19 protein-coding genes and 1 pseudogene are annotated in these 24726 nt (G+C 69.0%); 7 read left to right on the top strand and 13 right to left on the bottom strand.

The annotated features are described in order from the left end of the window. Window positions 1-26: 26 nt before the first annotated feature. Window positions 27-3338, top strand: a complete 3312-nt coding sequence (locus OG214_RS20755) for a DNRLRE domain-containing protein (RefSeq protein WP_405985584.1) — start codon at window positions 27-29, stop codon at window positions 3336-3338. A 258-nt stretch (window positions 3339-3596) separates the two neighbouring features. After that, a complete protein-coding gene (locus OG214_RS20750) occupies window positions 3597-4811 on the top strand; it encodes a hypothetical protein (RefSeq protein ID WP_405985583.1) in 1215 nt (404 codons plus the stop codon). Window positions 4812-5125: 314 nt separating this feature from the next. Here the strand turns inward: OG214_RS20750 and OG214_RS20745 are convergent, their stop codons facing one another. Continuing rightward, on the bottom strand, window positions 5126-6268 hold the full coding sequence (locus OG214_RS20745) for a hypothetical protein (protein ID WP_405985582.1): 1143 nt from the start codon (window positions 6266-6268) through the stop codon (window positions 5126-5128). A 188-nt stretch (window positions 6269-6456) separates the two neighbouring features. Between OG214_RS20745 and OG214_RS20740 the strand changes: the two genes are divergently transcribed. Continuing rightward, window positions 6457-7317 carry a tetratricopeptide repeat protein gene (locus tag OG214_RS20740; protein WP_405985581.1) on the top strand — a complete coding sequence of 287 codons (861 nt, stop codon included), beginning with the start codon at window positions 6457-6459 and terminating at the stop codon, window positions 7315-7317. Between the two features lie 83 nt (window positions 7318-7400). Here the strand turns inward: OG214_RS20740 and OG214_RS20735 are convergent, their stop codons facing one another. Further along, window positions 7401-8456, bottom strand: a complete 1056-nt coding sequence (locus OG214_RS20735) for a hypothetical protein (protein ID WP_405985580.1) — start codon at window positions 8454-8456, stop codon at window positions 7401-7403. 55 nt (window positions 8457-8511) lie between these two features. After that, on the bottom strand, window positions 8512-8922 hold the full coding sequence (locus tag OG214_RS20730; RefSeq protein WP_363083066.1) for a transcriptional repressor: 411 nt from the start codon (window positions 8920-8922) through the stop codon (window positions 8512-8514). Window positions 8923-9556: 634 nt separating this feature from the next. On the opposite strand from OG214_RS20730, the gene katG reads away from it, so the two are divergent. Beyond that, complete coding sequence (gene katG, locus OG214_RS20725) at window positions 9557-11788, top strand: catalase/peroxidase HPI (protein ID WP_405985579.1); 2232 nt, start codon at window positions 9557-9559, stop codon at window positions 11786-11788. 157 nt (window positions 11789-11945) lie between these two features. On the opposite strand, the gene OG214_RS20720 is transcribed toward katG, so the two are convergent. The 6 genes from OG214_RS20720 to OG214_RS20695 all read right to left on the bottom strand — a co-directional run bounded on the left by OG214_RS20720 (window position 11946) and on the right by OG214_RS20695 (window position 19029). Further along, window positions 11946-13355 carry an oxygenase MpaB family protein gene (locus OG214_RS20720; protein WP_405987562.1) on the bottom strand — a complete coding sequence of 470 codons (1410 nt, stop codon included), beginning with the start codon at window positions 13353-13355 and terminating at the stop codon, window positions 11946-11948. 158 nt (window positions 13356-13513) lie between these two features. Then, on the bottom strand, window positions 13514-14227 hold the full coding sequence (uppS, locus tag OG214_RS20715) for a polyprenyl diphosphate synthase (protein WP_405985578.1): 714 nt from the start codon (window positions 14225-14227) through the stop codon (window positions 13514-13516). A 371-nt stretch (window positions 14228-14598) separates the two neighbouring features. Then, on the bottom strand, window positions 14599-15822 hold the full coding sequence (locus tag OG214_RS20710; RefSeq protein ID WP_405985577.1) for an HTTM domain-containing protein: 1224 nt from the start codon (window positions 15820-15822) through the stop codon (window positions 14599-14601). After that, window positions 15812-16384 carry a DUF5819 family protein gene (locus OG214_RS20705; RefSeq protein ID WP_405985576.1) on the bottom strand — a complete coding sequence of 191 codons (573 nt, stop codon included), beginning with the start codon at window positions 16382-16384 and terminating at the stop codon, window positions 15812-15814. The genes OG214_RS20710 and OG214_RS20705 overlap by 11 nt, the downstream gene beginning before the upstream one ends. 289 nt (window positions 16385-16673) lie before the next feature. Next, complete coding sequence (locus OG214_RS20700; RefSeq protein ID WP_405985575.1) at window positions 16674-18083, bottom strand: ice-binding family protein; 1410 nt, start codon at window positions 18081-18083, stop codon at window positions 16674-16676. A 544-nt stretch (window positions 18084-18627) separates the two neighbouring features. Further along, a complete protein-coding gene (locus OG214_RS20695; protein ID WP_405985574.1) occupies window positions 18628-19029 on the bottom strand; it encodes a thiol-disulfide oxidoreductase DCC family protein in 402 nt (133 codons plus the stop codon). A gap of 117 nt (window positions 19030-19146) precedes the next feature. On the opposite strand from OG214_RS20695, the pseudogene OG214_RS20690 reads away from it, so the two are divergent. Beyond that, a pseudogene (locus OG214_RS20690) lies at window positions 19147-19323 on the top strand (VapC toxin family PIN domain ribonuclease); the annotation flags it as partial. 55 nt (window positions 19324-19378) lie between these two features. Here OG214_RS20690 and OG214_RS20685 read toward each other — a convergent pair. The 3 genes from OG214_RS20685 to OG214_RS20675 form a co-directional block, all read right to left on the bottom strand. Continuing rightward, window positions 19379-19762, bottom strand: coding sequence for a hypothetical protein (locus OG214_RS20685; RefSeq protein ID WP_405985573.1), 384 nt, complete (start codon window positions 19760-19762; stop codon window positions 19379-19381). 87 nt (window positions 19763-19849) lie between these two features. Beyond that, on the bottom strand, window positions 19850-20689 hold the full coding sequence (locus tag OG214_RS20680) for an alpha/beta fold hydrolase (protein WP_405985572.1): 840 nt from the start codon (window positions 20687-20689) through the stop codon (window positions 19850-19852). Window positions 20690-20755: 66 nt separating this feature from the next. Beyond that, the gene (locus OG214_RS20675; protein WP_405985571.1) at window positions 20756-21724 is read right to left on the bottom strand and encodes a DMT family transporter; all 969 of its coding nucleotides are present in this window, start codon (window positions 21722-21724) and stop codon (window positions 20756-20758) included. Between the two features lie 221 nt (window positions 21725-21945). Between OG214_RS20675 and OG214_RS20670 the strand changes: the two genes are divergently transcribed. Continuing rightward, a complete protein-coding gene (locus tag OG214_RS20670) occupies window positions 21946-22902 on the top strand; it encodes a LysR family transcriptional regulator (RefSeq protein WP_405985570.1) in 957 nt (318 codons plus the stop codon). 176 nt (window positions 22903-23078) lie between these two features. Further along, window positions 23079-23612: an EF-hand domain-containing protein gene (locus tag OG214_RS20665; RefSeq protein WP_405985569.1), complete on the top strand. Its 534-nt coding sequence runs from the start codon at window positions 23079-23081 to the stop codon at window positions 23610-23612. 127 nt (window positions 23613-23739) lie between these two features. On the opposite strand, the gene OG214_RS20660 is transcribed toward OG214_RS20665, so the two are convergent. Then, window positions 23740-24582 (bottom strand): class I SAM-dependent methyltransferase, encoded by an 843-nt coding sequence (locus tag OG214_RS20660; RefSeq protein WP_405985568.1) that lies wholly within the window; start codon window positions 24580-24582, stop codon window positions 23740-23742. Window positions 24583-24726 lie beyond the last annotated feature (144 nt).

Genomic DNA, 24726 nt, shown 5'->3' with positions numbered 1-24726 from the left:
TACTGGGTGCCGTCTCGTCGGGCCCGTTGGACGAGGAAGCGGCACAGGAGAAGGCCGTCGCGTCGGGCAAGCGCGTCGAGGTGGAGGCCCTGCGCAACGAGACCTCCACGACCTACGCCAGGCCGGACGGCAGCTTCGAACTGATCGCCTACGGGGCTCCCGTACGGGCCAAGGTGGACGGCGTCTGGAAGCCGATCGACACCACGCTCACCGCCGTCGAGGACGGCTGGACGCCCAAGGCCGCCGCCGACCCGGTGGTCTTCTCCCGCGGCGGAGACGGCGAGGCCCGAAGCTCGAACGGCACGGCCGGAGCTACGAGCAGTCGTACGTCCGCCCGCCGCGCCGTGTACCGGGTCACCGACAGCGGCGGGACCCTCCAAGCCGCCGACGACAGCGCCACATACACCGATCTGGCCACCCTCACCACTGCCGGCCACCAGGTCACCCTGAGCTGGCCGGGCGCGCTGCCCGAGCCCGTCATCAACGGGGCCGCCGCTCTGTACCGGAACGTGTTCACGGATGTCGACCTGCTGCTGACCGCCCAGGACAGCGGCTTCACCCACGTGCTGATCGTGCACAACGCCGAGGCCGCCGCCAACCCGGCGCTGGAGAAGCTGAGTTACGGACTCTCCTCGCCGGACCTGTACTTCCGGCTCGACCCGGTCACTCAGGTCGTCACCGGCGAGGACGCCGGGGGCGAGGAGATCACGGTGAGCCCCACCCCCTACATGTGGGACTCCGCCGGCACCCGCGCCGTCACCGACGGGGACGACCCCGAACCCGCCGAGCCCTCCGAGGACCCCTCACCCTCCTACTCGGAGGAGCCTGGCGAGGAGATCAGCGAGGCACCGGAGCCCCCGCCCCTGGACACCGAGGGACCGACGCCGACCGCGGAGCCCGAGGAGACCGGTCCGTCCCGTACTCCCGAGCCCCCGAGCACCGACGATCCGTCGGCCGCCGCGTACGGGGGTTCCGGGACCGGTGGCGGTATCGTCCCGGCCGGCCTGCGGCGGGCCGCCGCCCCGACCGATGCCGAGGTATGGGCCCTTCCTGGACTCGCCGGACCCGACATGAACGCCCATGTCGCCGTCGCGGAAGCCGAGTTGAGCGCTCCCGGCACCACCTCCAGCACCCTGGGCATCGTCCCGGACAAGGGCCTGCTGACCGCCGAGGACACGGAGTACCCGGTCTTCATCGACCCGACGATCTACGGCAAGACCAGAAACTGGACCACGGCCTACGACCGTTTCCCCACCTCCAGCTTCTACGACGGCGCCCACTACAACACGGGCACCACAGAAGCCCGGGTCGGCTACGAGGCCACCACGTGGGGCACCTCCCGGTCCTTCTTCCGCCTCGGCTGGGACCGGAACATCAAGGGCGCCACGGTCACCTCCGCCTCGATCAGTCTGCGCGAGACCTACGCCTGGTCCTGCTCCGCCCGTTCGATGGAGGTGTGGCACACCGGCAGCATCTCCTCCAAGACCACCTGGAGCAATCAGCCGTCCTGGCTGTCCCTGATCGGCACCAAGTCCTTCGCCCACGGCTACAACTCCTCCTGCCCGGACGCGTACGTCTCCTACGACGCCGCTTCGATCGCCCAGGACGCCGCGGACAACGGCTGGTACTCGCTCACCCTCGGACTGCAGGCGTCGGACGAGAAGTCGGCGTACCCGTGGAAGAAGTTCAAGGCCGAGGGTGACGGCTCACCGCGGCTCAACCTCGTCTACAACCGCAAGCCCGCGGCCCCCAAGTCGCTGGACCAGACACCCGGCGGCGTGAGCTGCGACCGCACCTCGCCGGCCCAGCACATCGGCAAGCGTGACCTGGTGCTGTCGGCGAAATCCTCCGACCCGGACGACACCTCCGTCCAGCAGAACCTGAAGTACCTGCACTTCCAGGTGTGGCGGAGCGACAACGTCGACGACAAGATCGTCGACGAGAAGGTCACCGTGGACAGCTCCGGCAAGGCCTCCCTCACCGTGGCCAAGTCGGAGTTCGACAACAAGAAGATCTATCGGTGGCACGTACGCGCCATTGACGCGAGCGGCGCGGGCTCCGCCTGGTCACCGACCACGGCCCCGACGTTCTGCCACTTCCTCTTCGACAGCGACGTCCCCGAGGAACCGATCGTGACCTCCACCGACTTCCCCGAGACGGACGAGGACGGCAGCGTCTGGTCCAAGGTGAAGTTCGGCACGGCGGGCGGCTTCACCATCGCGCCCGACAGCGACGAGGACGTCGTCAGGTTCGAGTGGTCCTTCAACACGACGGGCTATCTCGGTGGCAAGGACGTGGCGGCCGGCGCGTCGGTGACCGTGGACCTCAAACCGCACTTCGCCGGTCCCAACGTCTTCTACGTCCGCGCCGTGGACAGCGGGGGCAACGTCTCGCCCGGCACCAAGTACATCTTCTACGTCACCCCGCGCGACAAGGCGGACGGACCCGGCGACTTCACCGGCGACGCCTACCCCGACCTGATCGGTATCCACGAGGACAGACAGCTCTGGACCTACCCCGGCAACTCGGCCGGCAACGTGGGCGTCGGCCTGTCCGCCGCCCACCGGAACGGCACGCCGCTCGACCCCGAGGAGTACGCCGACTACTGGGTGAGCGCGGCCGGAGAGCCCGCGCTGCTCACCCACGATCGGGACGTCCAGCCCGGAGACGGCATCAACGACCTCTTCGCCCGGATGCCCGACGACAAGCTCTACGTCTACAAGGGCGACGGCTACGGCGGTGTCGACATCGCTCAGCGCATGAGCGTGCTGCTGCCCGAGAACGGTCCCGCCCCGGCCACGTTCACGCAGATGATCGCCGGGGACATCAACCTGGACGGACAGTCCGACCTGTTCGTCCGCACCGAGGGCGGCGGCTTCTGGATCCTCACCGGCTACACCGGTACCAGTTTCACCACCGCGACCAGGGTCGCCGCCACGACCTGGGGCGACCGCGACCTCGTCTCCGTCGGTGACCACAACGCCGACGGCGCTCCCGATCTGCTGTTCCGTTCCCGGACCTCCGACCGTCTCGTCCTGCGCCACGGTGTGAAGGACACGGTGAACGGCGGCTCCACCGTCGCCTCGTTCGCCACTGCCGCGGACTCCCTCTACGGCAACGACACCGTCTACGCCGAGGGCTGGAGCGAGGCGACCACACCCATCACCCATATCCGCGGCACCCCGGACGTCAGCGGGGACGGCATCCCCGACATCTGGGCCCTCGCCGCGGACGGCAGTGTCCAACTGCACGCGGGAGGCAAGCTCACCATCGGTGCCGCGACCGCCGTCGTCGCCTCGTCCGCGGCGTGGGGCACCAACAAGCTCACCTTCGGCTGACGAGGTGAACGGGACGGCGCTCCCGTTCACCAGACACCGAAGAAGGTGCTCCCGTTCACCGGACACCGAGAAAAAACAGCGGGCCCCGGCGGAAGGAATCCGCCGGGGCCCGCTCCTGTGCCCGTGCGCTCACGACCGCTGATGATTCGAGGTTAAGCGCCCGGTCACACTGCCGCCGTGGCGGCGCAAACTCGCCCTCGTACGACTTAGTCCGACACAGCGGACAGCTCGTCCGTCGGCAGATCAGATGGAGTCATCGTGGGAAGTTTCACCCGAAGGAATTTCATCGGCAGAGTCGCCCTGGCCGGCGCGGCCGTGGTGGCGGGACCGGTAGTGGCCGCACCCGTGGCGGGGGCGGCACCCGCGGCGGCGGCACCCGCGCGGGAGGTCGAGACGTGGGAGCTCATCGGCAAGGACGTGTTCACCGGCGAGGCCGAGAGCTCGCGCGGCCAGGGCGTCACCACTGACGGCACCCACTGGTACTTCTCCAGCAGCAACGGGCTGGAGATCACGGACATGCGGTACAACACCATCTTCAAGAGCTCGCCGGCCATTCCGGCCGAATTGGCCAACCCCTCGCCGCTCGCCTACAAGGGCCTGAACCACATCGGCGACATCGACTACGCCAACGGCAAGCTCTACATCTCGCTCGACACCAGCACGCGCGACGCGGTGACCGGCAGCAGATACGACACGCCGGTGTTCGCCGTCTACAACGCCGCCCATCTGAGCTTCACCGGCCACGCCGCTGCCCTGAACCCGCCGCACGGCGTGCAGGACATCGCGAGCTGGGTGGCCGTCGACGCGCACAAGGGCCTCGCCTACGGCATGGCCTACGACAACGCGACGGAGATCGCCGTCTACGACCTGCGCGACTGGACGTCCAAGAGATACATCCCGCTGTCGCAGTCGATCGACCAGGCCCAGGGCGGCAAGATCCATGACGGCTGGATGTACTTCGCCTCGAACGACGCGGGGAAGAACATTTCCCGCGCCAACCTGAAGACCGGCGAGGTCCAGGTCCTCTTCAATCTCAAGGTTCCCTACGACCAGGAGGTCGAAGGCCTGTCGTTCCTGGAGACACGGAACGGTCTGACCCTCAACATCCTCAACCGGGAGCAGCCGGACCCGAACGGTCCCAGCAACGTCACCTTCTATCACTATCGGTTGAAGGTGACGGGCACACCGGTCATCAAGGGCTCGCCGAAGGTCGGCGGGTACGTGACCGCCGACCCGGGCAAGTGGGTCCCGGACGCGAAGTTCAGCTACCAGTGGCTCGTGAACGGCAAGCGGGTGGCGGACGCGACCAAGTCACGGTTCCACCTCGTGGGCAAGTACCTCGGCAACAGGGTGAGCGTTCAGGTGACCGGCACATGGGCCAACGGGACGTCGAGCACAGCCGAGTCCCGGCCGGTGACGGTCGGTCGTGCCCGGCTCCGGCACGAAGAGGTGAGGGGTCACCACGGACACTGACCTCCGTTGTGACGACGTGGCCGGGCCGCACTACCGGCGCGGCGCGGTGACGCTCACCATCCACCGGATCACCACCACCGTCTGAATGGCCCGGCGACGGCCGGCGGGCCCACGAAGGTCGGCCAGGGGGGTTGCCGGGGGGCCGGGGGGCCGGGGGGCCGGGGGGTGCCAGGGTCTCGGCGGCGGGCCGGCCGGGCCCAGAGGAGTCCGCCGACCTTGGCGGCCATGTCCTTGAGGGGGCGGTCGGTCAGCAGTGCTGGTACCGGTACCGGCGGCGCGTCCGGGCCGACCGTCAGCTGGGCTCTTGAGACCAATCAGCCATCGAACCGGTTCCAGTCGACAGGGAGGTCGGCCAGCGGGTCCAGGGCGCTTCGGTGGGTGGCGCCGGCCCAGACATCGAATGCTTCGCGGTCCTCACTGCTGACATGCATGACGAGGCCGGGGGCCACATAGAAGTGTTTGGGTGCCCAGGGCCAGAAGGGACGCAGGGGCACAAGGTGCAGCGCTTCGGCGAGTTGCTCGACCTGTGGTGCCGTGAGTTTGCGGGTCAGGGCGAGGTAGTCGGCGCCCATGGACGCCTCGAAGAGGGAGAACTGAAGCAGAAAGCCGCTGAGCGGTTCCTGTTCGGCGATCGGCTCCTCGTCGAATTCACGGAACCAGACAGTCGGATCGGCTTCGGGTCCTTCAAGCGTCCACAGAAGTGACCAGAAGAAGCCTCCTTGGTTCTCGACGCCGAAGACGAGCATCTCCCCGACATGGTCGGTGTGCAGGTCTGGCTCGGGCAGGATCCTGTTCTGGATTCCGAGGACACCCGGCCGCCGCTTCGCCAGCCGGTACAGCTGCCTCAATCCGCCGGGAAGGCGTGACACAGAGTCGCCGACAAGCGATTCGGTGGCATCTGCGGTGGGGTACCAGCCGCTGACGAACTGCTCCAGAGCCGCCGCACGGTCACCGTTCACATTCCTCAGCCATTCCAAGCCCGGCAAGTGCTCAGGTGGAAGTGGTGGACGTACTCGGTTGAGGAGTTCTCTGCTCAAGGGTGCTTCAAAGCGCAGTTCGCAGCCGGTGAGAACACCGTCGGAGGTACCGGCCTGGCTCACTCGGGCAGTACCCAGGTACAAAACTCCACCTTCGACGCGGACCGCGATATGGATCGGCAACGAGCTTTCGTCCACGCCCCGAGGCGACCCCATCAGTCGCTCTGTGACCGGTGCCGGTGCGGGCCCGATGAGGCGGACCTCCTCAGCGCTCCACACACCGCTGCTGCCGGGTGCGTCACCCGCTTCCGCGACGATCACCATTCCGACCGGGCCGATGACGACGCCGGCGCCTCCCACCGTGAAACTCCCGGCTGTCACCGTGAAGCGCCCGGCTGTCACCGATCCGCCGACGAGCATGGGTACGCGCTCCTGATCGAACACCGGTGCTGGAATCACGGCGGGAACCTGATCATTCATTCCCGCATCATCCCGGGCGACGCGGCGCCCGTACCGGCGGCCCGATGGGCAAGGCAGCGTGATGGCCGACCGCGCCCCCGTGCGGGCCCTCTGAGCTGGCTCACCCTGCTGAACGGTCCCGGTACGCGCGTGTCAGAATTCCGCGGTTCCCGCTACTCAGCGTCGGCGGGGTGAACGGAGGGGGCGGAATGCACGAGGACAAGGCCCGGGAGCTCTACGAGCAGGCCCGTGAAGCATGGGCGACGGAGCAGTGGCAGGTCGCGGCGGACCGGTACGAGGAGTTGCTCGGCCACCTCCCCGACGCGCCGTCGAGTGCTCACTGGTGGTACGACGCGGCGCTGGCCCACAAGTTCCTGCGCAACTGGGACAAGGCGTTCGCCCTGGGCCGGGAGGCAGCGGCACGGGCACCACGTGGCGAGGGTGATCCGGCGTTCTGGAACCTCGGCATCGCGGCAACAGTGCTGCGGGAATGGGCCGTTGCCAGGGACGCGTGGACAGGCTTCGGGATCACCCTGCCGGAGGGAGAGGGCGAGATCTTCGGCTCTTTCGGCATCTGCTGCGTACGCCTGGACACCGACAGCGCACACGAGGTCGTCTGGGCCGTGCGGCTGTGCCCCACCAGGGCACGGGTCGTCAGCGTTCCCGTCACCCCAGGGCGCCGCTTCGGAGAGGTCGTACTGCACGACGGCGAACCCAAGGGCCAGCGGACCGTGGACGGACGCGGCCACAGCGTCTTCGACGAAATCCTGCGCTTCGAGACGTCGGACCTCCCCACCCACACCGTGACGGTCTCGGCCGGAGCGGCCTCCGACATCGACGCGCTGGAGACGGTCTTCACCCAGCAGGGCTACGGCGCGGAACCCGCGAGCAGCTTCGAGTTCCTCTGCGCCTGCTGCAGCGAAGGAAGCCGGGAACAGACACGATCCGTCCACGCCGGCACCCAGCAAGTGTCGGCCGCGGCCCCGGTCGACGAGATCCCCGAACTGCTCGACACATGGGCAGCGGCGGGCCCGGAGCGCTCCTGGGCGGACCTGGCCGTCGTCAGCTGAACCCGCCCCGAGCAGTGGCCGCGCCGCGTTCAGGGCGCGTCGCGTTCAGGGCACTTCGCCGACCTCCCGATGCGGGAACCGGGTCAGCCGATGAAGGACCCGGGGGCGGCGGACACGGCGGGTCCGTCCACGAGGGTGTTGCCCTCGGCCAGTCGCCGGAACCGCGACGTCGACGGCAGACCGTTCTTCAGCTCGGGTCCGCAGATGGTGCCCTGTCCGTTGACGAGCATCGCTCCATGACTCGCCCACCGGGCCGTTTCGCCGCCATCCCGGCCATGGCGGCCCGTCGTGAACGCGCCGTATCCCTGGGAACCGATCAAGAACTCGCCCGGACCCGCTATCGCCTTCCGGCCCGTGGGAGCGGGGGAGGTGGCCGAGACGATCTCGCCACTGTCCAGGTCGAGGAAGAAGGCCCTCCCGATCCTGCCTCGTGTGTCGCTGAAACCGGCCGCGACCCTGTCACCCGACACAAGCAGCGGCTCCCAGTGGTCGACACCGACTTCTTCCGGCACCCAAGGCGGGAGCGGGCGCGTCTCCCAGCCGGTCTCCGCACTCATCCCGAGCACACCCGGATACGACACGGCGCCGAGCACGACCGGCGTCGACCACAGACACGCTCCCTCGCGTGTGTACCGGGCTACGCGAGGCCGCGGCGCGGGAGGCAGGGGAGGCAGGGGAGCCCGCGGCACGGGAGCCCGCTGAGTCCCCTGCGCCCGCTGCGCCGCCTGAGTCCACTGCGCCCGCTGAGTCCGCGAACTCCGCAGCAGGCGGGAGGCGCCGGTCCAGGCGACGCAGAAACCGTCGTCGAGCAGGACGAACGCGCCGACCTCCTCGTCGGGTCCGCACTCCGGGACGACGGTGGGGCCGGTGGATCCGTCCGGGAGGACGCCCTCCAGGACCCGGCCGGTCCGATCCGGGTACGCGATCCAGAGCGTGCCGTCCGCGGACAGCCGCGATCGCGGCTGTCCCGTCCCGGCGAACGTCCGCCGCCAAGCCACCGCGCCCGACAGGTCGACCACCGTCACGACCGTCTCCAGCGGGCTTGCCCCGTAACTGGTCACGTACAGCGGGCCGGACGGATCGGGCGCGGCCACGGACCGGACCTGCCCCGGCATGGTGACGCGCGACAAGAGAGTCATGCGTCCGCGTCCTGGCGTCCCCGGGCCGGGCCTGGCCGCACGCCCCGGACAGGACCTAGCCGCAGGACGGACACAGCCCGCGGTAGATGACCTCGGCACCCGACACCGTGAAACCGAAACGTTCCTCCGCCGGGAGGTCGGCCAGTGGGTTTCCGGTCGGGTGGACATCGCGGATCGTGCCGCAGCTGGAGCACACCAGATGCTGGTGCGGGTGGCGCGCGTTGGGGTCGTAGCGCTTGGCGCGGCCCTCCGTGGAGACCTCCATGACCTCACCGAGGGAGACCAGTTCGCCCAGGGTGTTGTAGACGGTCGCCCGGGAGATCTCGGGCAGTCGCCGCGCCGCGAGCGCGTGCACCTCGTCAGCCGTGAGATGCACATGGTCGCCGTCGAGGACCTGCGCGACGACACGCCGCTGGGAGGTCATCCGCCAGCCACGTCCTCGCAGTCGCTCCAGCAGGTCGCTCATATCAGTTCACCTATTCAGGTTTGTACGGATACCCGAGGTTTATCAGTGGACGTCCGGATTCTAATTAAGTATACGTTTGGTCTGCTTCTTGACTTGGACTCCGTCCATCGTAGGATCGGTTCCGGCGATAGCCAAGGGACAGGAAAATTCCGGTACGGCAGGAGACACAGACGTGATGGGACCACCCCCGACGAACTGTTCGGCGCCGGCCTGCGGGTGACGGCCGCCCGGGGCGCGCCGCCCGAGACCGTCCAGGCCTCCGGGGCCCGGGGGCGCGAGCGCGTGGGTCATGTCTCCCCTCACGTCACGTGTGGGGCTCATGTGTGACTTTCGACGCGCTCACCGCCACGGGACTCCCGCGCCGCGTCGGCCGCGCGGTCAGCGGGGTGCCTGCCTCACCGCACCCGCGGGCCGAGGCTTCTCGTCCACCAAGGCCTCTTGTCCACCAAGGCCTCTTGTCCACCAAGGCTTCTCGTCCACCAAGGCCTCTTGTCCACCAAGGCTTCCTGTCGGCCACGGCTTCTCGGGCGACGAAGCCGACGTCGTCCGCCGGCCCCCTGCCCCAGTTGTTCCCAGTTGTCCCACCGCCCGCAGTTCCTGAGCACCGTGATCCGCCTGGTCCGGAAGGATTTTCATGTCTGAGAACCATGATGCAATCGTCGTAGACGCGAAGACGGAGAGCGGAGGTGGCTGCCCGGTCGCGCACGGGCGTGCCCCGCACCCGACGCAGGGCGGCGGAAACCGCGGGTGGTGGCCGGAGCGGCTCAACCTGAAGATCCTCGCCAAGAACCCCGCCGTGGCCAACCCCCTCGGCGAGGAGTTCGACTACGCCGAGGCGTTCAAGACCCTCGACCTCCCGGCGGTGAAGCGCGACATCGCGGAGGTGCTGACGACCTCGCAGGACTGGTGGCCCGCCGACTTCGGCCACTACGGCCCGTTCATCATCCGGATGGCGTGGCACAGCGCCGGCACCTACCGGATCAGCGACGGCCGCGGCGGCGCCGGGGCCGGTCAGCAGCGCTTCGCGCCCCTCAACAGCTGGCCGGACAACGGGAACCTCGACAAGGCCCGCCGTCTGCTGTGGCCGGTCAAGAAGAAGTACGGCCAGAGCCTCTCGTGGGCCGACCTCATGATTCTCGCCGGCAACGTCGCCCTGGAATCGATGGGCTTCGAGACCTTCGGCTTCGCCGGCGGACGCGAGGATGTCTGGGAGCCCGAGGAGGACGTCTACTGGGGTCCCGAGACCACCTGGCTCGACGACAAGCGTTACACCGGTGACCGGGAGCTGGAGAGCCCCCTCGGCGCGGTCCAGATGGGCCTCATCTACGTCAACCCGGAAGGCCCGAACGGCACCCCGGACCCGCTCGCCGCGGCCCGCGACATCCGTGAGACGTTCCGCCGGATGGCGATGAACGACGAGGAGACGGTCGCCCTCGTCGCGGGCGGCCACACCTTCGGCAAGACGCATGGCGCGGGCCCGGCGGACAACGTCGGCCCCGACCCGGAGGCCGCCTCGATCGAGGAGCAGGGCTTCGGCTGGCGCAACAGCTTCGGCACGGGCAAGGGCGGCGACACGATCACCAGCGGTCTGGAGGGTATCTGGACCAACACCCCGGTGACGTGGGACAACAGCTTCCTGGAGATCCTCTACGGCTACGAGTGGGAGCTCTTCAAGAGCCCCGCCGGTGCCAACCAGTGGCGGCCGAAGGACGGCGCCGGGGCGGGCACCGTACCCGATGCCCATGACGCGTCGAAGAGCCACGCCCCGACGATGCTGACGACGGACCTCGCGCTCCGTGTCGACCCGGCCTACGAGCAGATCTCGCGGCGCTTCCTCCAGAACCCCGACGAGTTCGCGGACGCCTTCGCCCGCGCGTGGTTCAAGCTGACCCACCGTGACATGGGCCCGATCGTGCGCTACCTCGGCCCGGAGGTCCCGGCCGAGACGCTGGTGTGGCAGGACCCGCTCCCCGCCGTGACGCACGAGCTCGTCGACGCCGAGGACATCGCCTCCCTCAAGAGCCAGATCCTCGCCTCGGACCTCTCGGTGTCCGAGCTCGTGTCCACCGCGTGGGCGTCGGCCTCGTCCTTCCGCGGCAGCGACAAGCGCGGCGGCGCCAACGGCGCGCGCGTCCGCCTTGAGCCGCAGAGCGGCTGGGAGGTCAACGACCCCGACCAGCTGGCGACGGTGCTGCGCACCCTCGAAGGGATCCAGGAGAGCTTCAACTCCTCCCAGAACGGCGGCAAGCGCGTCTCGCTCGCCGACCTGATCGTGCTCGCCGGAGGTGCGGCCGTCGAGCAGGCCGCCAAGGCCGCCGGCGTCGACATCGAGGTCCCCTTCACCCCGGGCCGCGCGGACGCGTCGCAGGAGCAGACCGACGTGGAGTCGTTCGCCGCGCTGGAGCCGGCCGCCGACGGGTTCCGCAACTACCTCGGGAAGGGCAACCGGCTGCCTGCCGAGTACCTGCTGATCGACCGGGCGAATCTGCTGACCCTGAGCGCCCCCGAGCTGACGGTCCTCGTCGGCGGTCTCCGGGTCCTGGGCGCGACCTACCAGCAGTCGCAGCTCGGTGTCCTCACCACGACCCCCGGGTCTCTGACCAACGACTTCTTCGTCAACCTGCTCGACCTGGGGACGACGTGGAAGGCGACGTCCGAGGACGCGAACACGTTCGAGGGCCGCGACGCCGCCACCGGCGAGACCAAGTGGACCGCCGGCCGCGCCGACCTCGTCTTCGGCTCGAACTCCGAGCTGCGCGCGCTCGCGGAGGTCTACGCGAGCGATGACGCGAAGGAGAAGTTCGTGACCGACTTCGTCAACGCGTGGACCAAGGTCGCGAACCTCGACCGGTTCGACCTCGTCTGATCATGGCTCATGGCGTACGGGTCGACCCACGCGGGCCGACCCGTATGCCAGCCCGTACGCCGACCCGTACACCGGCCCGTACGCCGACCCGTACTTGAACCCGTACGCCGACGCCACCGCGACGGCACCCGGCACGTGGCGCGCGGTCCGGCGCGCTCTACGCCCCGGCGAGCAGCGGGTCATAGGCGCTCGAACGCCGGCGACCCGACATGAACGAGAGAAAGTCCTGCACGAACGCGCTGCGCGAGTACCTTTCGTCCGCGTCGGCCACAGTGCGCCGGAACGCGGTCCGGAACAGAGCCCGGTACTCGTCCGCGTCGATGAACTGGTTGCCGTCCGTGTCGGTGACCTCGAAGAGCACCTCGGCGACCCTGATCAGAGCGGGCCCGGCGAGAGAGGGAACGGCGGCGGCGTACTCCTCCTTGCTGATGCGGCCGTCGCCGTCGGTGTCGAGGGCCGCCTGGAGTTCCCTCCACCACTCGGCGTACGCGTTGTAGAGCCTGGTCTCCTCCGGTTCGTCCAGATCCAGGCGGGACGACAACTCCCGTGCCATGGCGGCGAGATCGGGCCAGTCCAGGAAGCCGTCCCCAGTCTGGTCCAGCACCGCGTCGAAGAACTCCTCCGCGCTCCGCCCCGGCGCGGCTCCCCCGTCGGGGCCAGGCTGTACGGGAAAGGGCGTGATCAGCCTGAACAGCGCGCCGGCCCGCTTCATCCGGCCGCGCAGCGCCGTGATCGTCGCGGCCCGGGGATCGTCGCTGTCGGCGGACAGATAGAGCAGGTCGGTGAGTTCTTCCGTCCGGATCCAGCCTTCGGGCAGGAAACGTGCCAGACCGGCGGCCATGTACGCGCTCTGCATCAGCGTCTGGGCGCCGGGGACCTCGGGCAGACCCGCCCGCCGGCGGAAGGGTTCCGGGAGGGACGCCACGGTGATAGTGCCGATGACCGGACCGGCGAGCGCGCGGCCGGCCGCCCATACGGTGGGCAGGCCGTCCAGCAGGGGCGGCGCCGGGAGATGGTCGAAGAGCTTGTAGAGGATGATGCGCAGCGCCTGCGTGTTCTCCAACTCCGTCTGGACCGTGTGGTCGTAGTACTGCCAGAACTCCCGCAGAGTGGGCGGCAGATGGCCGGCCTGATCCCCCAGGGCCGCGAGGAAGGCCTGGAATTCGGCGTACAGCTTTTCCATGGCGCTCTGTTCGAGCGGCTGCCCGCTCAATCGGCACATGGTGACGGCGCTCTCGAACAGCGTCGCGACCACCCAGGCACGGACCTGGGGGTCCATCGCGTCGTAGGGCCGGTTCCGTGCGTCGGTGCCGCTCAGCCGCGTGTGCAGACGGTTGAGCCGCGCCGCCTCCCTCTGCCGTGCGTCGTCGTCGGCCCCGAACATGCGCTGGAGACTTACGAGGGTGTTCCGCAGCCGTCGCCACGGGTGCGCCACGAACGTCGAGTTGTCGATCAGGGCCGCGCCGATCTGCGGGTGGGCGGCCTCCAGCACCGTGGCCCGGACCATGGCCAGTGCCCAGCGCGGGTCGTTGAAGAACCGGTGGAACTGCGAGTCCGGGCCGAACAGGGATCCGAGCTGCGCCGCGTCACGGTCGCGGTCGCCAACGCGGTCACGGTCGCGGTCGAGGCCGCCGACGCGGTCGCGGTCCCCGCCACGATCGCGGTCTCCGTCGAGGTCAGTGGCACTGGAGCCGGTGCGCCTGGAGTGGCTGCTGCCTGTGTCGGTCACTGGTGAGGTTCTCCGTTCGCCTTCTGCGTCACGCCGCCGAAGCGGCGATTGCGTTGCTGGTAGGTGTGCAGACACTCCATGAAGTGCGGCGCGCGGAAGTCGGGCCAGAGCACCGGCGGGAAGATCCATTCGGCGTAGGCCACTTGCCAGAGCATGAAGTTGGAGATGCGCTGTTCACCCGAGGTCCGGATGACGAGATCCACATCCGGTGTGTCGGCGAAGGGCAGATGAGCGGCGAAGTGCCGCTCGTCGACGGCATCGGCCGACACCCCGCTGCGGATGAGGGACCGTGCCGCCTCGACGATGTCCCTGCGTCCCCCGTGATCGAACGCCACGGTCAGCGTCATGCCTCGGTTCATGCTGGTCAGCGTCATCAGGTCGGCGAAGTCCCGGGCCAGCGCCGCGGGGATTCTCGGGTCCGACACACCGAGAAACCGGCAGCGGATGCCCCGCGCGTGCAGCAGCGGGGCGTGTTTGCGTACGACGCGGCGCACCAGCCGCATGAGGAAGTCGACCTCGTTGCCTGGGCGTTGCCAGTTCTCGGTGGAGAACGCGTACAGGCTCAGCCACTCCACCCCCGACGTCCGCGCCGCCTCGATGACGTCGATCACCGTCGCCTCCGCGGCCCGGTGACCCGACGTACGCGGTAACGACCGCCGTGCCGCCCACCGGCCGTTCCCATCCATCACGCATGCGACATGACGCGGCACGCTCCTCCGCCGGCCTTCGGCGTCCGGGCGACGCGTATCCGTCTGCGCACGCGTATACGTATGGGGCGACGACGAGGCGGAAGTCCCCACGACTCGTTCAGCGGTCACCTGTGCCCCCTGCTGTCACAACACGGTTCCCCTCCGTCTCGCACCCACCGCTCCCCCGGCGCGGCGCCCTCGCCGCGAGGCTGTGTCGCGGACGGACCCAGGAACCCCACGACCGCCCAGCGCCACTCGGATCGGCCTTCAGCAGAGTGCCGGTACCGCACCCCGGGCGTATCGCGATCTCCGCATGTTCACCCGCAGCATGTCCGTCCGATTTCGCGACCTCGTGGCGGATCCGTCTCCGGTCTCATCGCGTAACGAGACGATCAGCGGACGCTCTGTACCGCCACCGGGCCGGGCTGAGACGGGACGGTCACGGTGCCGTCCCTGGGCGGGCGCGCCACGACGGCTTCGTCCTGTGGAGGCGTACGCCGCCACAGACGCCCCAGGAACCGGTAGAAGCGGTCGGGGAGGAACACCGCGTCCGCGATGATCATCGCGCCGGAGAAGAGCGGCAGTCCCATGAACACCGCGATACCGATGTGCATGCCCAACAGGAGGGCCAGGACGGGGTACTTGAGCCTGCCGAACAGGACGAACGGGAAGGCGACCTGCAACAGGACGGTCAGATAGCCGACGACGGTGATCAGCGTGGTGTGGCCGTCCGCCATGAGGGACAGCGCGGGCCACGGCCGGAACAGGTCGAGGTTCAGTACGTAATGGAGAGCGGTCCCGTTGCCCCAGGAACTGCCCTGCACTTTGTACAGGCCGGCGGAGCCGTAGAGGACGCACACCTGGGCGGCGATGACGAACATGCCGCAGTTGTGCAGCACCGTGACCAACGTGGTGCGCATGTCCCGGAGTTGAGCCCCGAACCCGTTCCTCACCGAGTTCGACACACCCGCAGGACCCGCGCGCCACTTCGGTGCTCCGCCTCCGGACGTCCGGAGCCGGTTCCTGCGCGCGTCGAGGGACCAGCGTCGGCCGCACGCGGTGAGAACGAGATAGACGGCCATGAGGAGGATGAGGTTGTCTCCCCCGTCCGTCATGAAGATCGCCCTGGCGTGGAACGACGCCACCACCGCCGCGAACAGCACGGATACGGCCCTGGTCCGCCAGCCCAGCGTGAACAGCACGCACGTCACGACGGCCACCGCGTAACAGACCTCGAAATACGCCCTGCTGTCGGACAGGGTGAGGACGCTGACCCAATCCGTCTGGTCGAACAGTTCCTCCGCCAGCTCCGGCGTCCACGCCGAACCCGGTCCCCAGATCTCGTCACGGTGGGGGAACTCACGCACCAGGAAGGCGAGATAGAGCAGTCCGTACCCGATGCGCAGCACGGCGGCGGCGTACAGGGACACCGGGCGCTCGGTCAGCGCCGCCGCGAGCGCACCGGCCCGGCTGAGGAGCCGTCGCGCGATGTCCGCGCACGCGCGCAGGCGGATACGCGGCTGAGACGCGGGAGCAGCCGTCGACGCGTGCGACGCGGAAGCGGCCAACGACGCGGAAGCGGCGGAAGCGGCGGGCGACTTGTGTTCAGTTCCCATCGGGGGTCACCTTCCACCAAGGGAGAAGACGGGTGTCGACGGGCGCCTGTGCGGTCGTGGCCGCCGACCGGCCGGCGTCCGCGGGGGCGGACGCGGAGATGGGCCGAGCGATCACACGAAGCTGGATGGACTCGAATGTGCCGCGGTGATGGGCGGCGACACGGTTCACCGCGATATTGCGCAGATACTTCTGCATCATCACGGCGCGTTCCGAACGCGGCTCGTCGTCGCCGCCGTACAGCTCGGAGTACGAGGTCCAGGCCCGGCGCAGCATGTTCTGCGTCGTATGGCTCGGGAAGACATTGTGCTCGACCGCGGAATTGTCGACCTCGGTCAGATCGAACCAGGCGCTCACCCGGACGGTGCCGTCCTCAGCGGTGTGCGCGGTCCTCGCGGAGATCTGCCGGTTGACGGACTCCGGTTCCGGGGCGAACAGCCGCCAGTTCTGCTCGAACAGCGGGTAGACCCACGCGGTGATCTGCCGACCGAACTCCCGGGAGACCGGGTTCGGCGGGGCCACATGCAGAAACACCATGAGCACATGGACCAGGGAAGCCGTCACACACAGAAGCACGGCGGCGCCGATCCCTGCCTTCAGGGGGAGGGCCGGCCGTGCGGGTCCGTGTGCCGGGGGCGGTTCTCCGGATGATCGCGGTGCTGCCGGTCCGGTGTCCGTCCGCTCCCGGTCCTTCACATCCGCTGATTCGACGCCACCCGGCACATCCCCACCCGGCCTTTCCAACTCGGTGCTCACCTGCGTGTTTCTCGTACCTTCTGCGCGTACCTTCTGCGATGGCGCGGGACGGGATCGGGAAACGATCCGTCCCGCGCCACCGGTCGTGCTCGTGTTCTCAGCCGGTGACGACCGTGCGCTCACCGGTCATGTTCGGCTTGTCGCCGTAGCCCTGGTGGCCGCCCCAGGTGCTCGGGACGCGGCGCTGCTCGGGGCCGTTGTCCTGACCGTGCTCGGGACCGCCGTGCTCCGGACCGCCGTGCTCCGGCTTGCCGTGCTCGGGACCACCGTGCTCGGGACCGCCGTGCTCAGGGCCGCCGTGCTCAGGGCCGTGTCCGTGCTCGGGCTTGCCGTGCTCGGGACCGCCGTGCTCCGGCTTGCCGTGCTCGGGACCGCCGTGCTCCGGCTTGCCGTGGTGGGGGCCGCCGTGGTGGGGACCGCCGTGGTGGGGGAAGTGCCCGTGGTGGGGGAAGTGTCCGTGGTGCGGCTTGCCCGGCTTGTGGTGGTGACCGTGGCCCGGCTTGATGGGCTTGACGGGCTTCCCGCCGTTCCCACCGGTGACATTCCCGCCGCTGATGTTGCCGGCCGTGTTGCCCGCGACGACGCCGCCGGACAGAACACCGCCCAGAACACCGCCGTTGGTGACACCGCCCGTGATCAGACCGCCGAGTACGCCGCTCGTGGCGCCGCCGGTCGTGCCTCCGGTAGTGGCACCGGTGGTGCCGCTCGTGGTGGCGCCGGTGGTCGCGCCGGTGGTACCGGAGGTCGTGGTCCCCCCGGTGGTCGTGCCGGCGCACTGCGGGCGCGTGATCCTGTTGGTGTCCAGCGTCACCGAGCCGTTGCGCGCCAGCGCCCGGCCGTCGATGCTCGCGTTCGTGGTCACCGTGATCGAGGTCAGGGCCATGATGGTGCCCACAAAGGTGGTGCCGGTGCCCAACGTGGCCGAGCTGCCGATCTGCCAGTACACGTTGCACGGGGAAGCGCCGTTGATCAGCAGCACCCGGCTGGCGGACGCCGTCGTCAGACCCGAACCGACCTGGAACACCCAGACGGCGTTGGGGTCACCCTGCGCGTCCAGGGTGAGGGTGCCGGTGAGCCCCAGCGTCGACGAAGCGGTGTAGACGCCCGGAACGAGCGTCAGACCACCGGCGTCCGGCGGAAGAGCGGCGTCCGTGGCCTGTCCGGCGGCGTTGTTGTACGCCACGACCAGGTCGGACTGCGCCTGAAGGGCCACCGCGTCGGCGGAGTGCTGCACCCCGTTCACCAGCCCCGGCGGGAACCCGCTGATGGCCGTACCCGGGCTTACCCCGAGGTCTCCGGTGATCACCGAGGGACCGGTGTTGGTGACCGACTGACCGGCCAGAACGGCGAAACTGGTGGCCGTACCCAGAGGTACCGGTGTGGCGATGGCATTCGCCCGAGTTGACGTAGCGGCGACCACGGTGGCGGCAAGCAGTACGGTGAGTACCGCCCCAACCCAGGTCGACATCGTGCGCCATAGAGCCGTGCCAGGGAAATTGAGCGTCATCGAGGGACCAACTCCTGAGTGAGACGGTGGCGTAGCGGGCACTTCCCGGTTTGCGCGGGCCGTCCTTTTCTGTCGCTGGCATACAACACCGCCGAGTACGCATTTATGTGACGCATACGAGTGATTTCCATAAACGCGCTACACAACGGCTATTTCAACGCGGGTGTTCATCGGCGTGTTGTGCGTCCGCCCGGGGCCCGGCGCATACGAAATCGGTTCGGCGAGTACTCCCGACCGGACGTCGGCCTTTGCAGAGGAAAGGGAGTTTCGTCGCGCCGGTTCCTTGCCGCCTTGCCGAGAATTACCTTGGCGCACTACATTCTCATCGTTCGATCGGATTAATACGCCATCCGATACCGCAATGGACGCGAATCCACCTCAGGCCCGAAAGGGAGACGCGAAAGCGGACGCGAAAGGTGGACGTGAGTGCGCGCGGCGGGCATACGGCGGGCATACGGCTGACAGGAAGCGCGCGATAAGAAGCGCGGCCTCGTTCCGTCGCGGCCCGAATAGCCGGTTCCGCTCCTGACCGACGCGACAGGGCCTATTCCGTAGGACGTGGCCCTGGCCGGTGTCCTGCCGGCAACGCGCAGGCCGGAGTACCGCCCGGCATCCGCGAACGGTTGTTGGCGACAAGGCGGTAGACACCGTGGGCGAGCCAGCGAAGGGGCGGCAGAGTGAGCATTCCGCCCAGGTATGCCCACCCCTTGCCCGCGTGCAGCAGAAGTTTGGCGACGGCCTGCGCACCGCCGTGCACAGTCCCGGTCGGCGTGATCCACAGCAACTCGTACTCGGCTCGTCGCCGGGTGATGCCGAGAGAGTCCAAATCCGTGAACTGCCATGGGGCGATGGCGCAGCGAAGCCGCAGATGCCGTTCAAGGAATGTCACCGAGGTCGTACAGAAGGCGCAGTCGCCGTCGTAGACGAGTACAGGTCGGGTCTGCATGACGTCATCATGCCCCAGCGACCCATAACGACCGGGCAGGCTGACCGCCGCAGGCACCCATCACCTCACGGCCGCCCAAGCCGCACCGCCACGGGACCCGCGCCCGTGATCCCACCGCAGGCGGCGCTGACCAAGCGCGGCCTGCATCGTAGTGCCGGGGCGGTGGATCTGGTCGTCGCCGCTACGGCGGAACTACAGGGCCTGACGCTCCTGCACCGTGACGACGACTACGAGTGCATCGCCGCCGTGACCGGTCAGGCACTCCAGTGGTACGGCCCCGAAGCCGGAAAGTGACCGCTGCCGGCTCCCCGGTCGCCCTGGTTCCCGGGGGGCGATGGGAGCGCTGGGGTCAGGCGAATTGGAGCACGACGTTCTTCTGCACGCAGTGGAGGAGGACGATGACGAGTTGGCGGGCGTCGTCGATGTGTGCTTGGAGGAGCGGGGTTCGGGTGGCCTCGCTCTGCCACTGGGCCATGACCGTCTCCAGACGCGGAAGGATCGCGGCGCATTCGGCGGCCGAGAGCTCGCCGTCGTCGTCCGGGTGATCGAGGAACGGTTCCAGCGGGGTGGAGACGGAGCTCCATGGGCGGTCGCCGCCGAAGCCCCACATCTGGGAGAGAGTGATCCCCTCGGCCTCCGCCAGCCGCCGACGGAACGCCGCGAAGCCGGAGTAGGACCAGGAGATGTCCGGGCCGATGGCATCGTCGTCGTCCGGGAACAGACACAGCCCCACGCCCGACCCCTCTCCTCATCTCCCCGTCGAACGCACAGGATCGGGCAGTAAGGGCGGCGACGGCAACTGAGATATCCGGCCGCGCCCTCAGGAGGCGCTTGCCGTGGGGGTCGTCGGGTCCTGGGCTGTGAGGGCGGTGACGAGCCGGGCGGCGAAGGCGGCCGGGTGTTTCGCGTAGCCGACGTGGCCGCCGGGGAACTCCGTCAGGTCCTGGCCGAGCCGGGCGGCGAGGACCGCTGCCGGGCGGTGGACCGTGTGGGTACGGGAGTCGTGGCCGCCCGCCACCACGACGCGTTCCGCCAGCGCCGCGAGTGCGGTCAGGTCGGGGCGGAAGCGGGTGGACGGCCGTAGCGTGTGGGCCAGGAAGAAGGCGGTGTTGTCGTGGGCCTCGGGCAGCTCCGGCGCGGGGCGGCCACCGAAGATCGCGCTGAGTTCCCGTAACGCCGCTCCCGCGCCCGCGCTTCGGAACGTCTCGTACACGCCGTCGAAGAACGCCCGGTGTCTCTCGGCGTCCGGCAGCAGTTCCATCGCCGGCGGCTCGTGTGCGACCGTCGAACGGACGCGGTCCGGATGGCGGACCGCGAGTTCGAGCGCGACGAGCGCGCCCGCGCAACTGCCGAACACCTGAGCCGGTTCGTCCGCGGCGCCCACATGGTCGAGCAGGCGGTACGCGTCGTCGGCGTGGACCTCGATCCGCTGGTCGACCGGCGGACCGTCGAGCCGACTGCGCGAGTTGCCGCGTGGATCGCAGGAGACGACGCGGTAGTGCGCGGCGAGGACGGTGGCGAGGCCCTCAAAGACCGCCGCGTCGGAGTTGCCGCCCGGGAGGAGCAGGAGGAGCGGTCCCGCGCCGCGTACTTCGTAGTGAAGTCTCGCCCCGGGCACGGTCAGTGCGCCGGTCTCCGGTCCGTCCGCCCCGTCCGCCACCGTCCGTCACCCCCAGGGTCAGAGCCCGTAAGACGCGATGAGTGACCGTAACTGTACAGAGAGAAGTCAGCGGGACGGTCCGGTCTGGGCATTCGTCACCGGATCGGGCACGGACGAGGCGGCCTGCGCCTCCGTCTCCTGCTTCTGGCCCTGCGTGTCCGCCTCCTGCTTCTGGCTCTGCTTCCCGCCCTGTTGCCTGCCTCGCGTCAGGCCCACTCCGAGAAGCACCACCGCCATGCCCGCGACGACGCGCATCCCGATCTCCTCGCTGAGGACGATCGCGCCCAGCACCACCGAGACGACCGGCAGCAGATAGCCGACGGTGGCGGCCGCGGTGGGGCCCTCGTCCGCGATGAGGCGGGAGTTGAGGTGGAACGTGATCCCCGTACCGAAGATGCCCAGAACGACGATGGCGATCCACGCGGTGGCGGTGGGGGCGTCCGGGGCGGCGGTGGCCGCGGGGAGGACGGGCAGGGTGAGGCCCGTCGCCATGACCAGCTGGGCCGCCGAGAGCGCGAGCGGGGCTGTTCCCCGGCCGATGAGATGACGGGCCATATAGGCGAAGGCCACGGCGTAACTGACCGCCGCTGCCATGAGGGCCAGCGCGCCCCCGCCGGTCAGACCGGCCTGGTGCCAGGGCGCGAAGATGAGCAGGATCCCGGCGAAGCCGAGCAGAAGGCCCGTCAGACGCAGCGGGCGGAAGCCGCGCTCCGTGCCGATCGCGATACCGATCGCGAAGGACCACAGGGGAGTTGTGGCGTTGAGGACGCCGGCCACGCCGGAGTCGACGGTCTGTTCGCCGACGCTGAACAGAAAGAACGGCAGCGCGTTGCAGAAGAAGGCGGCCACGACGAGATGGCCCCATGTCCTGCGGTCGCGCGGGAGCGTCTGGCCGGCGGAGCGCGCCAGGACCAGCAGGACGAGCGCTCCCAGCGCGCAGCGGATGACGGTGATGTGGAGGGGGGCGAGGCCGCCCTCCAGGGCGAGCTTGATCCAGAGGAAGCCGGATCCCCACAGCAAGGCGAGGACGGCCATGCGTATCAGGGTTCCGCGTGAGCCGCTCAGCACTGTCCGCCTCCTGGCGTGTGGTCCGCGTACGAGCATGTCTGACGATCGGTCAGATGTCCTGCTCCGGCCGCGCGTTCTGGTCGTACGGTCTGGTCGTACGGTCTGGTCGTACGTTCTGGTCGTACGGTCCCCCGGTAAGTCCTGTAAGACAAGCGAAAACATTCGAAGGAAGAGTTAAGCTCTTCTACATGCTGGACAGACGGCGTATGCAGTTGCTGCGGGCGGTGGTCACCAGTGGGTCGGTCACCGCGGCGGCACGGAATCTCGGGTACACCCCTTCCGCGGTCAGCCAGCAGATGGCCGTGCTGGAGAAGGAGGCGGGGATCGCACTGCTGGAGCGGACCGGCCGCGGTGTACGGCCGACCGAGGCGGGACGGGTGCTCACCGACTACGCGGCCGTCATAGACCGCCACTTCACCGAGGCGGAGACCGAACTGGCCGAGCTGCGGGCCGGGCGCACGGGCCGGGTGGCGGTCCGTTACTTCGCCACCGCGGGCGCGACGCTGGTGGCACCCGCCGTGGCGGCACTCCGCCGCGAACAGCCAGGCGTACAGGTCGAGTTGAAGCTGAGCGACCCCAGGGATCCGCTGCCGGAGGTACGGAACAGGCTGGCCGATGTCGCCCTCGTGGTCCGGCCGCGGGACCAACTCGCGGCCGACGGCATCCGGTTCGTCCATCTGCTGGACGACCGGTACTCCGCGGTGCTGCCCGAGGGCCACCGGCTCGCCGCCAAGCGGGAGTTGGATCTGACCGACCTCGCCGACGAACCATGGGTCGGCAGCGACCAGCCCGGCCCCTGTCTGGAGCCCGTACTGGACGCCTGCGGCTCGGCCGGTTTCAGCCCGAACTTCGTGGTGGAGAGCGGCGACTACGACACCGCGCAGGGATTCGTCGCCGCCGGGCTCGGCATCAGCCTGATCCCGGAGATGGGTCTCGGCAACCGCCACCCCGCCGTCGTCGTACGCCCGGTCCGCAACCCCGAACCCATCCGGACGATCTACGCGGCGGTACGCGACCCCTCCCCCGCCCAGCCCGCCGTACACCGACTGCTGGACGCCCTGCGCAACACGACGGCCCCGCACCGCGCCGAGCAGAGCGCCGAGCACGCCACCCGGCAGGCCGCCGAACACGGCGACGAATACTGACGAGTTCCGGGCCGACGCCCGTCCGGACCGCCCTGCGCACAGGGCATGGAGACGGGCAAACGTACGTTCACTCCTTCTGATGAACGTCCATAAGGTCGCGGACGCAAGGGCCGCCGCCTCGCATAGTGAGAAACGAAACGTCTCCCTGGCCACAGCCTGATGAAAGGTGAGACACCTTGCGTACGGAAGCAATCAACCGGGCCAAGCTCGTTTTCACACTGTTCGACGTCAATGAGAACGGCTTCCTTGAGGCCGACGACTTCGACCTCATGGCGACACGCGTCCTCAAGACGGTGCCCGAGGCCGATGAAACGGCGAAGGGCGCGATGCTGGCCGCCTTTCAGCGGTACTGGACGACCGTGGTCGGCGAGCTGGACTCCGACCATGACGGCAGGGTCAGCCTCGACGAGTACATCGCCTGCGTCCTTACCCCGGAGCGCTTCGACGGGGCGATCGGTGAATTCGCCGAATCGCTCGCCGGACTGGGCGACCTGGAAGGGGACGGATTCATCCGGCGGCCTGTCTTCGTCGCGCTGATGACGGCCATCGGATTCCAACTCCCCAATATCCATGTCCTCTTCGACGCTTTCGGGCCGACGGATTCCGATCGGATCGCACGGGAGACCTGGGTCACCGGCATCAAGGAGTACTACGGCCCCGACATGGCGGGCATCCCGGGCGACCATCTGGTCGGAAGTGCGGCGGCCTGAGAGCCGCAACACCGCAGCACCGCAGCACCGCAGTACCGACACTCCGGAACGCCTGAACACCGAGACGCCGGAACGCCGTGGATCGTCGGGGCGCGCCTGCCATCGTGGCGGGCGCGCCCCGCCGTTCTCAGAGCGCCCGCCGCCGGCCCCACGCCGTAAGGACGGCGAGGGAGAGGTCATGGAAATCGGGGGACGCCAGTTCGCGGTACGCGGCGTCGAAATCGGTGTCGTCCGCGAGGCCCGCGGCCACGATGGCCTGCCGTGACTGCTCCAGATTCAGCCGCCACCACTCCGCCTCGTCGTCGCCGCCGCTGACGAGTTGGATCCGGGCGTCGAGTCCGATGTCGACGAGGCCCGCCCTCCTCAGCGGCACCGGCAGGGTGCGGGCCCAGGCGGTGTCCGACCCCACCGACCGTTCGAGATGGGTACGGAAGGCACGCATGATGGTGCGGTAGGCCGGGTGCGGGGAGTCGATCACCGGGAAGGACGCCGGTTCCTCCAGCAGCAGGACACCGCCCGGCCTGAGCCATTCGGCGAGCCGGGCCACCGCCTTGTCGGGATCGGGCAGATGCATCACCACATACCGGGCATGTACGAGGTCGAAGGATCCCGGCGGGAAGTCCTCGGTGTACAGATCGTGGCGCAGCACCCGCACGCCGTGGTCCGTCAGCTCTTCGAGGAACCTGGTGTCCAGATCCGTCACCGTCACCCGGGCACCCTGCCCGGCCAGCCAGCGGGCCACCGACCCGCCGCCACCGCCGACTTCGAGGACCTCGTCCCCCGGTTTCAGTCCGAGCGCCGTGATGCGCGAGCGTGTCGCCCCGTCCAGGAGGGACTCCAGCAGCCCGAGCCGTCGCCGCTCGCTGCTGATGCCGTGGCTGAACATCCCGTTCCGGTAGCGCTCCTGCGTCCACTCCCAGCGCTCGCCCGATCCCGATGTCTGCTCCACGGGAGGGATGTACGCGTCCATGGTGCGGTCTCCTCTGCTGCGATACGGACTGTCCACCGATACGGGCCGTCCGCCCCGACCGAATGGGCAGAGCCGGTGCCTTTCCCGGCACTGGCTGTAGAGCGCTGTCACGATGGCAGCCCCGGAAGACCGGCACCCGGGTTT

Origin of the sequence: Streptomyces sp. NBC_00872 (genome assembly GCF_045161915.1) — a bacterium.
Lineage (GTDB): Bacteria > Actinomycetota > Actinomycetes > Streptomycetales > Streptomycetaceae > Streptomyces.
Note: the sequence above shows the minus strand (reverse complement) of the source record. Positions and strands in the feature narration are given on the sequence as shown.

What these genes read in the sequence shown, in the direction of transcription:
- OG214_RS20745 (WP_405985582.1), bottom strand. Translation starts at nt 6,268, where the DNA reads ATGAATGATCAGGTTCCCGCCGTGATTCCAGCACCGGTGTTCGATCAG.
- OG214_RS20675 (WP_405985571.1), bottom strand. Translation starts at nt 21,724, where the DNA reads ATGGCCGTCCTCGCCTTGCTGTGGGGATCCGGCTTCCTCTGGATCAAG.
- OG214_RS20660 (WP_405985568.1), bottom strand. Translation starts at nt 24,582, where the DNA reads ATGGACGCGTACATCCCTCCCGTGGAGCAGACATCGGGATCGGGCGAG.
- OG214_RS20740 (WP_405985581.1), top strand. Translation starts at nt 6,457, where the DNA reads ATGCACGAGGACAAGGCCCGGGAGCTCTACGAGCAGGCCCGTGAAGCA.
- OG214_RS20695 (WP_405985574.1), bottom strand. Translation starts at nt 19,029, where the DNA reads ATGCAGACCCGACCTGTACTCGTCTACGACGGCGACTGCGCCTTCTGT.
- katG (WP_405985579.1), top strand. Translation starts at nt 9,557, where the DNA reads ATGTCTGAGAACCATGATGCAATCGTCGTAGACGCGAAGACGGAGAGC.
- OG214_RS20670 (WP_405985570.1), top strand. Translation starts at nt 21,946, where the DNA reads ATGCTGGACAGACGGCGTATGCAGTTGCTGCGGGCGGTGGTCACCAGT.
- OG214_RS20735 (WP_405985580.1), bottom strand. Translation starts at nt 8,456, where the DNA reads ATGACTCTCTTGTCGCGCGTCACCATGCCGGGGCAGGTCCGGTCCGTG.
- OG214_RS20700 (WP_405985575.1), bottom strand. Translation starts at nt 18,083, where the DNA reads ATGACGCTCAATTTCCCTGGCACGGCTCTATGGCGCACGATGTCGACC.
- OG214_RS20710 (WP_405985577.1), bottom strand. Translation starts at nt 15,822, where the DNA reads ATGGGAACTGAACACAAGTCGCCCGCCGCTTCCGCCGCTTCCGCGTCG.
- OG214_RS20730 (WP_363083066.1), bottom strand. Translation starts at nt 8,922, where the DNA reads ATGAGCGACCTGCTGGAGCGACTGCGAGGACGTGGCTGGCGGATGACC.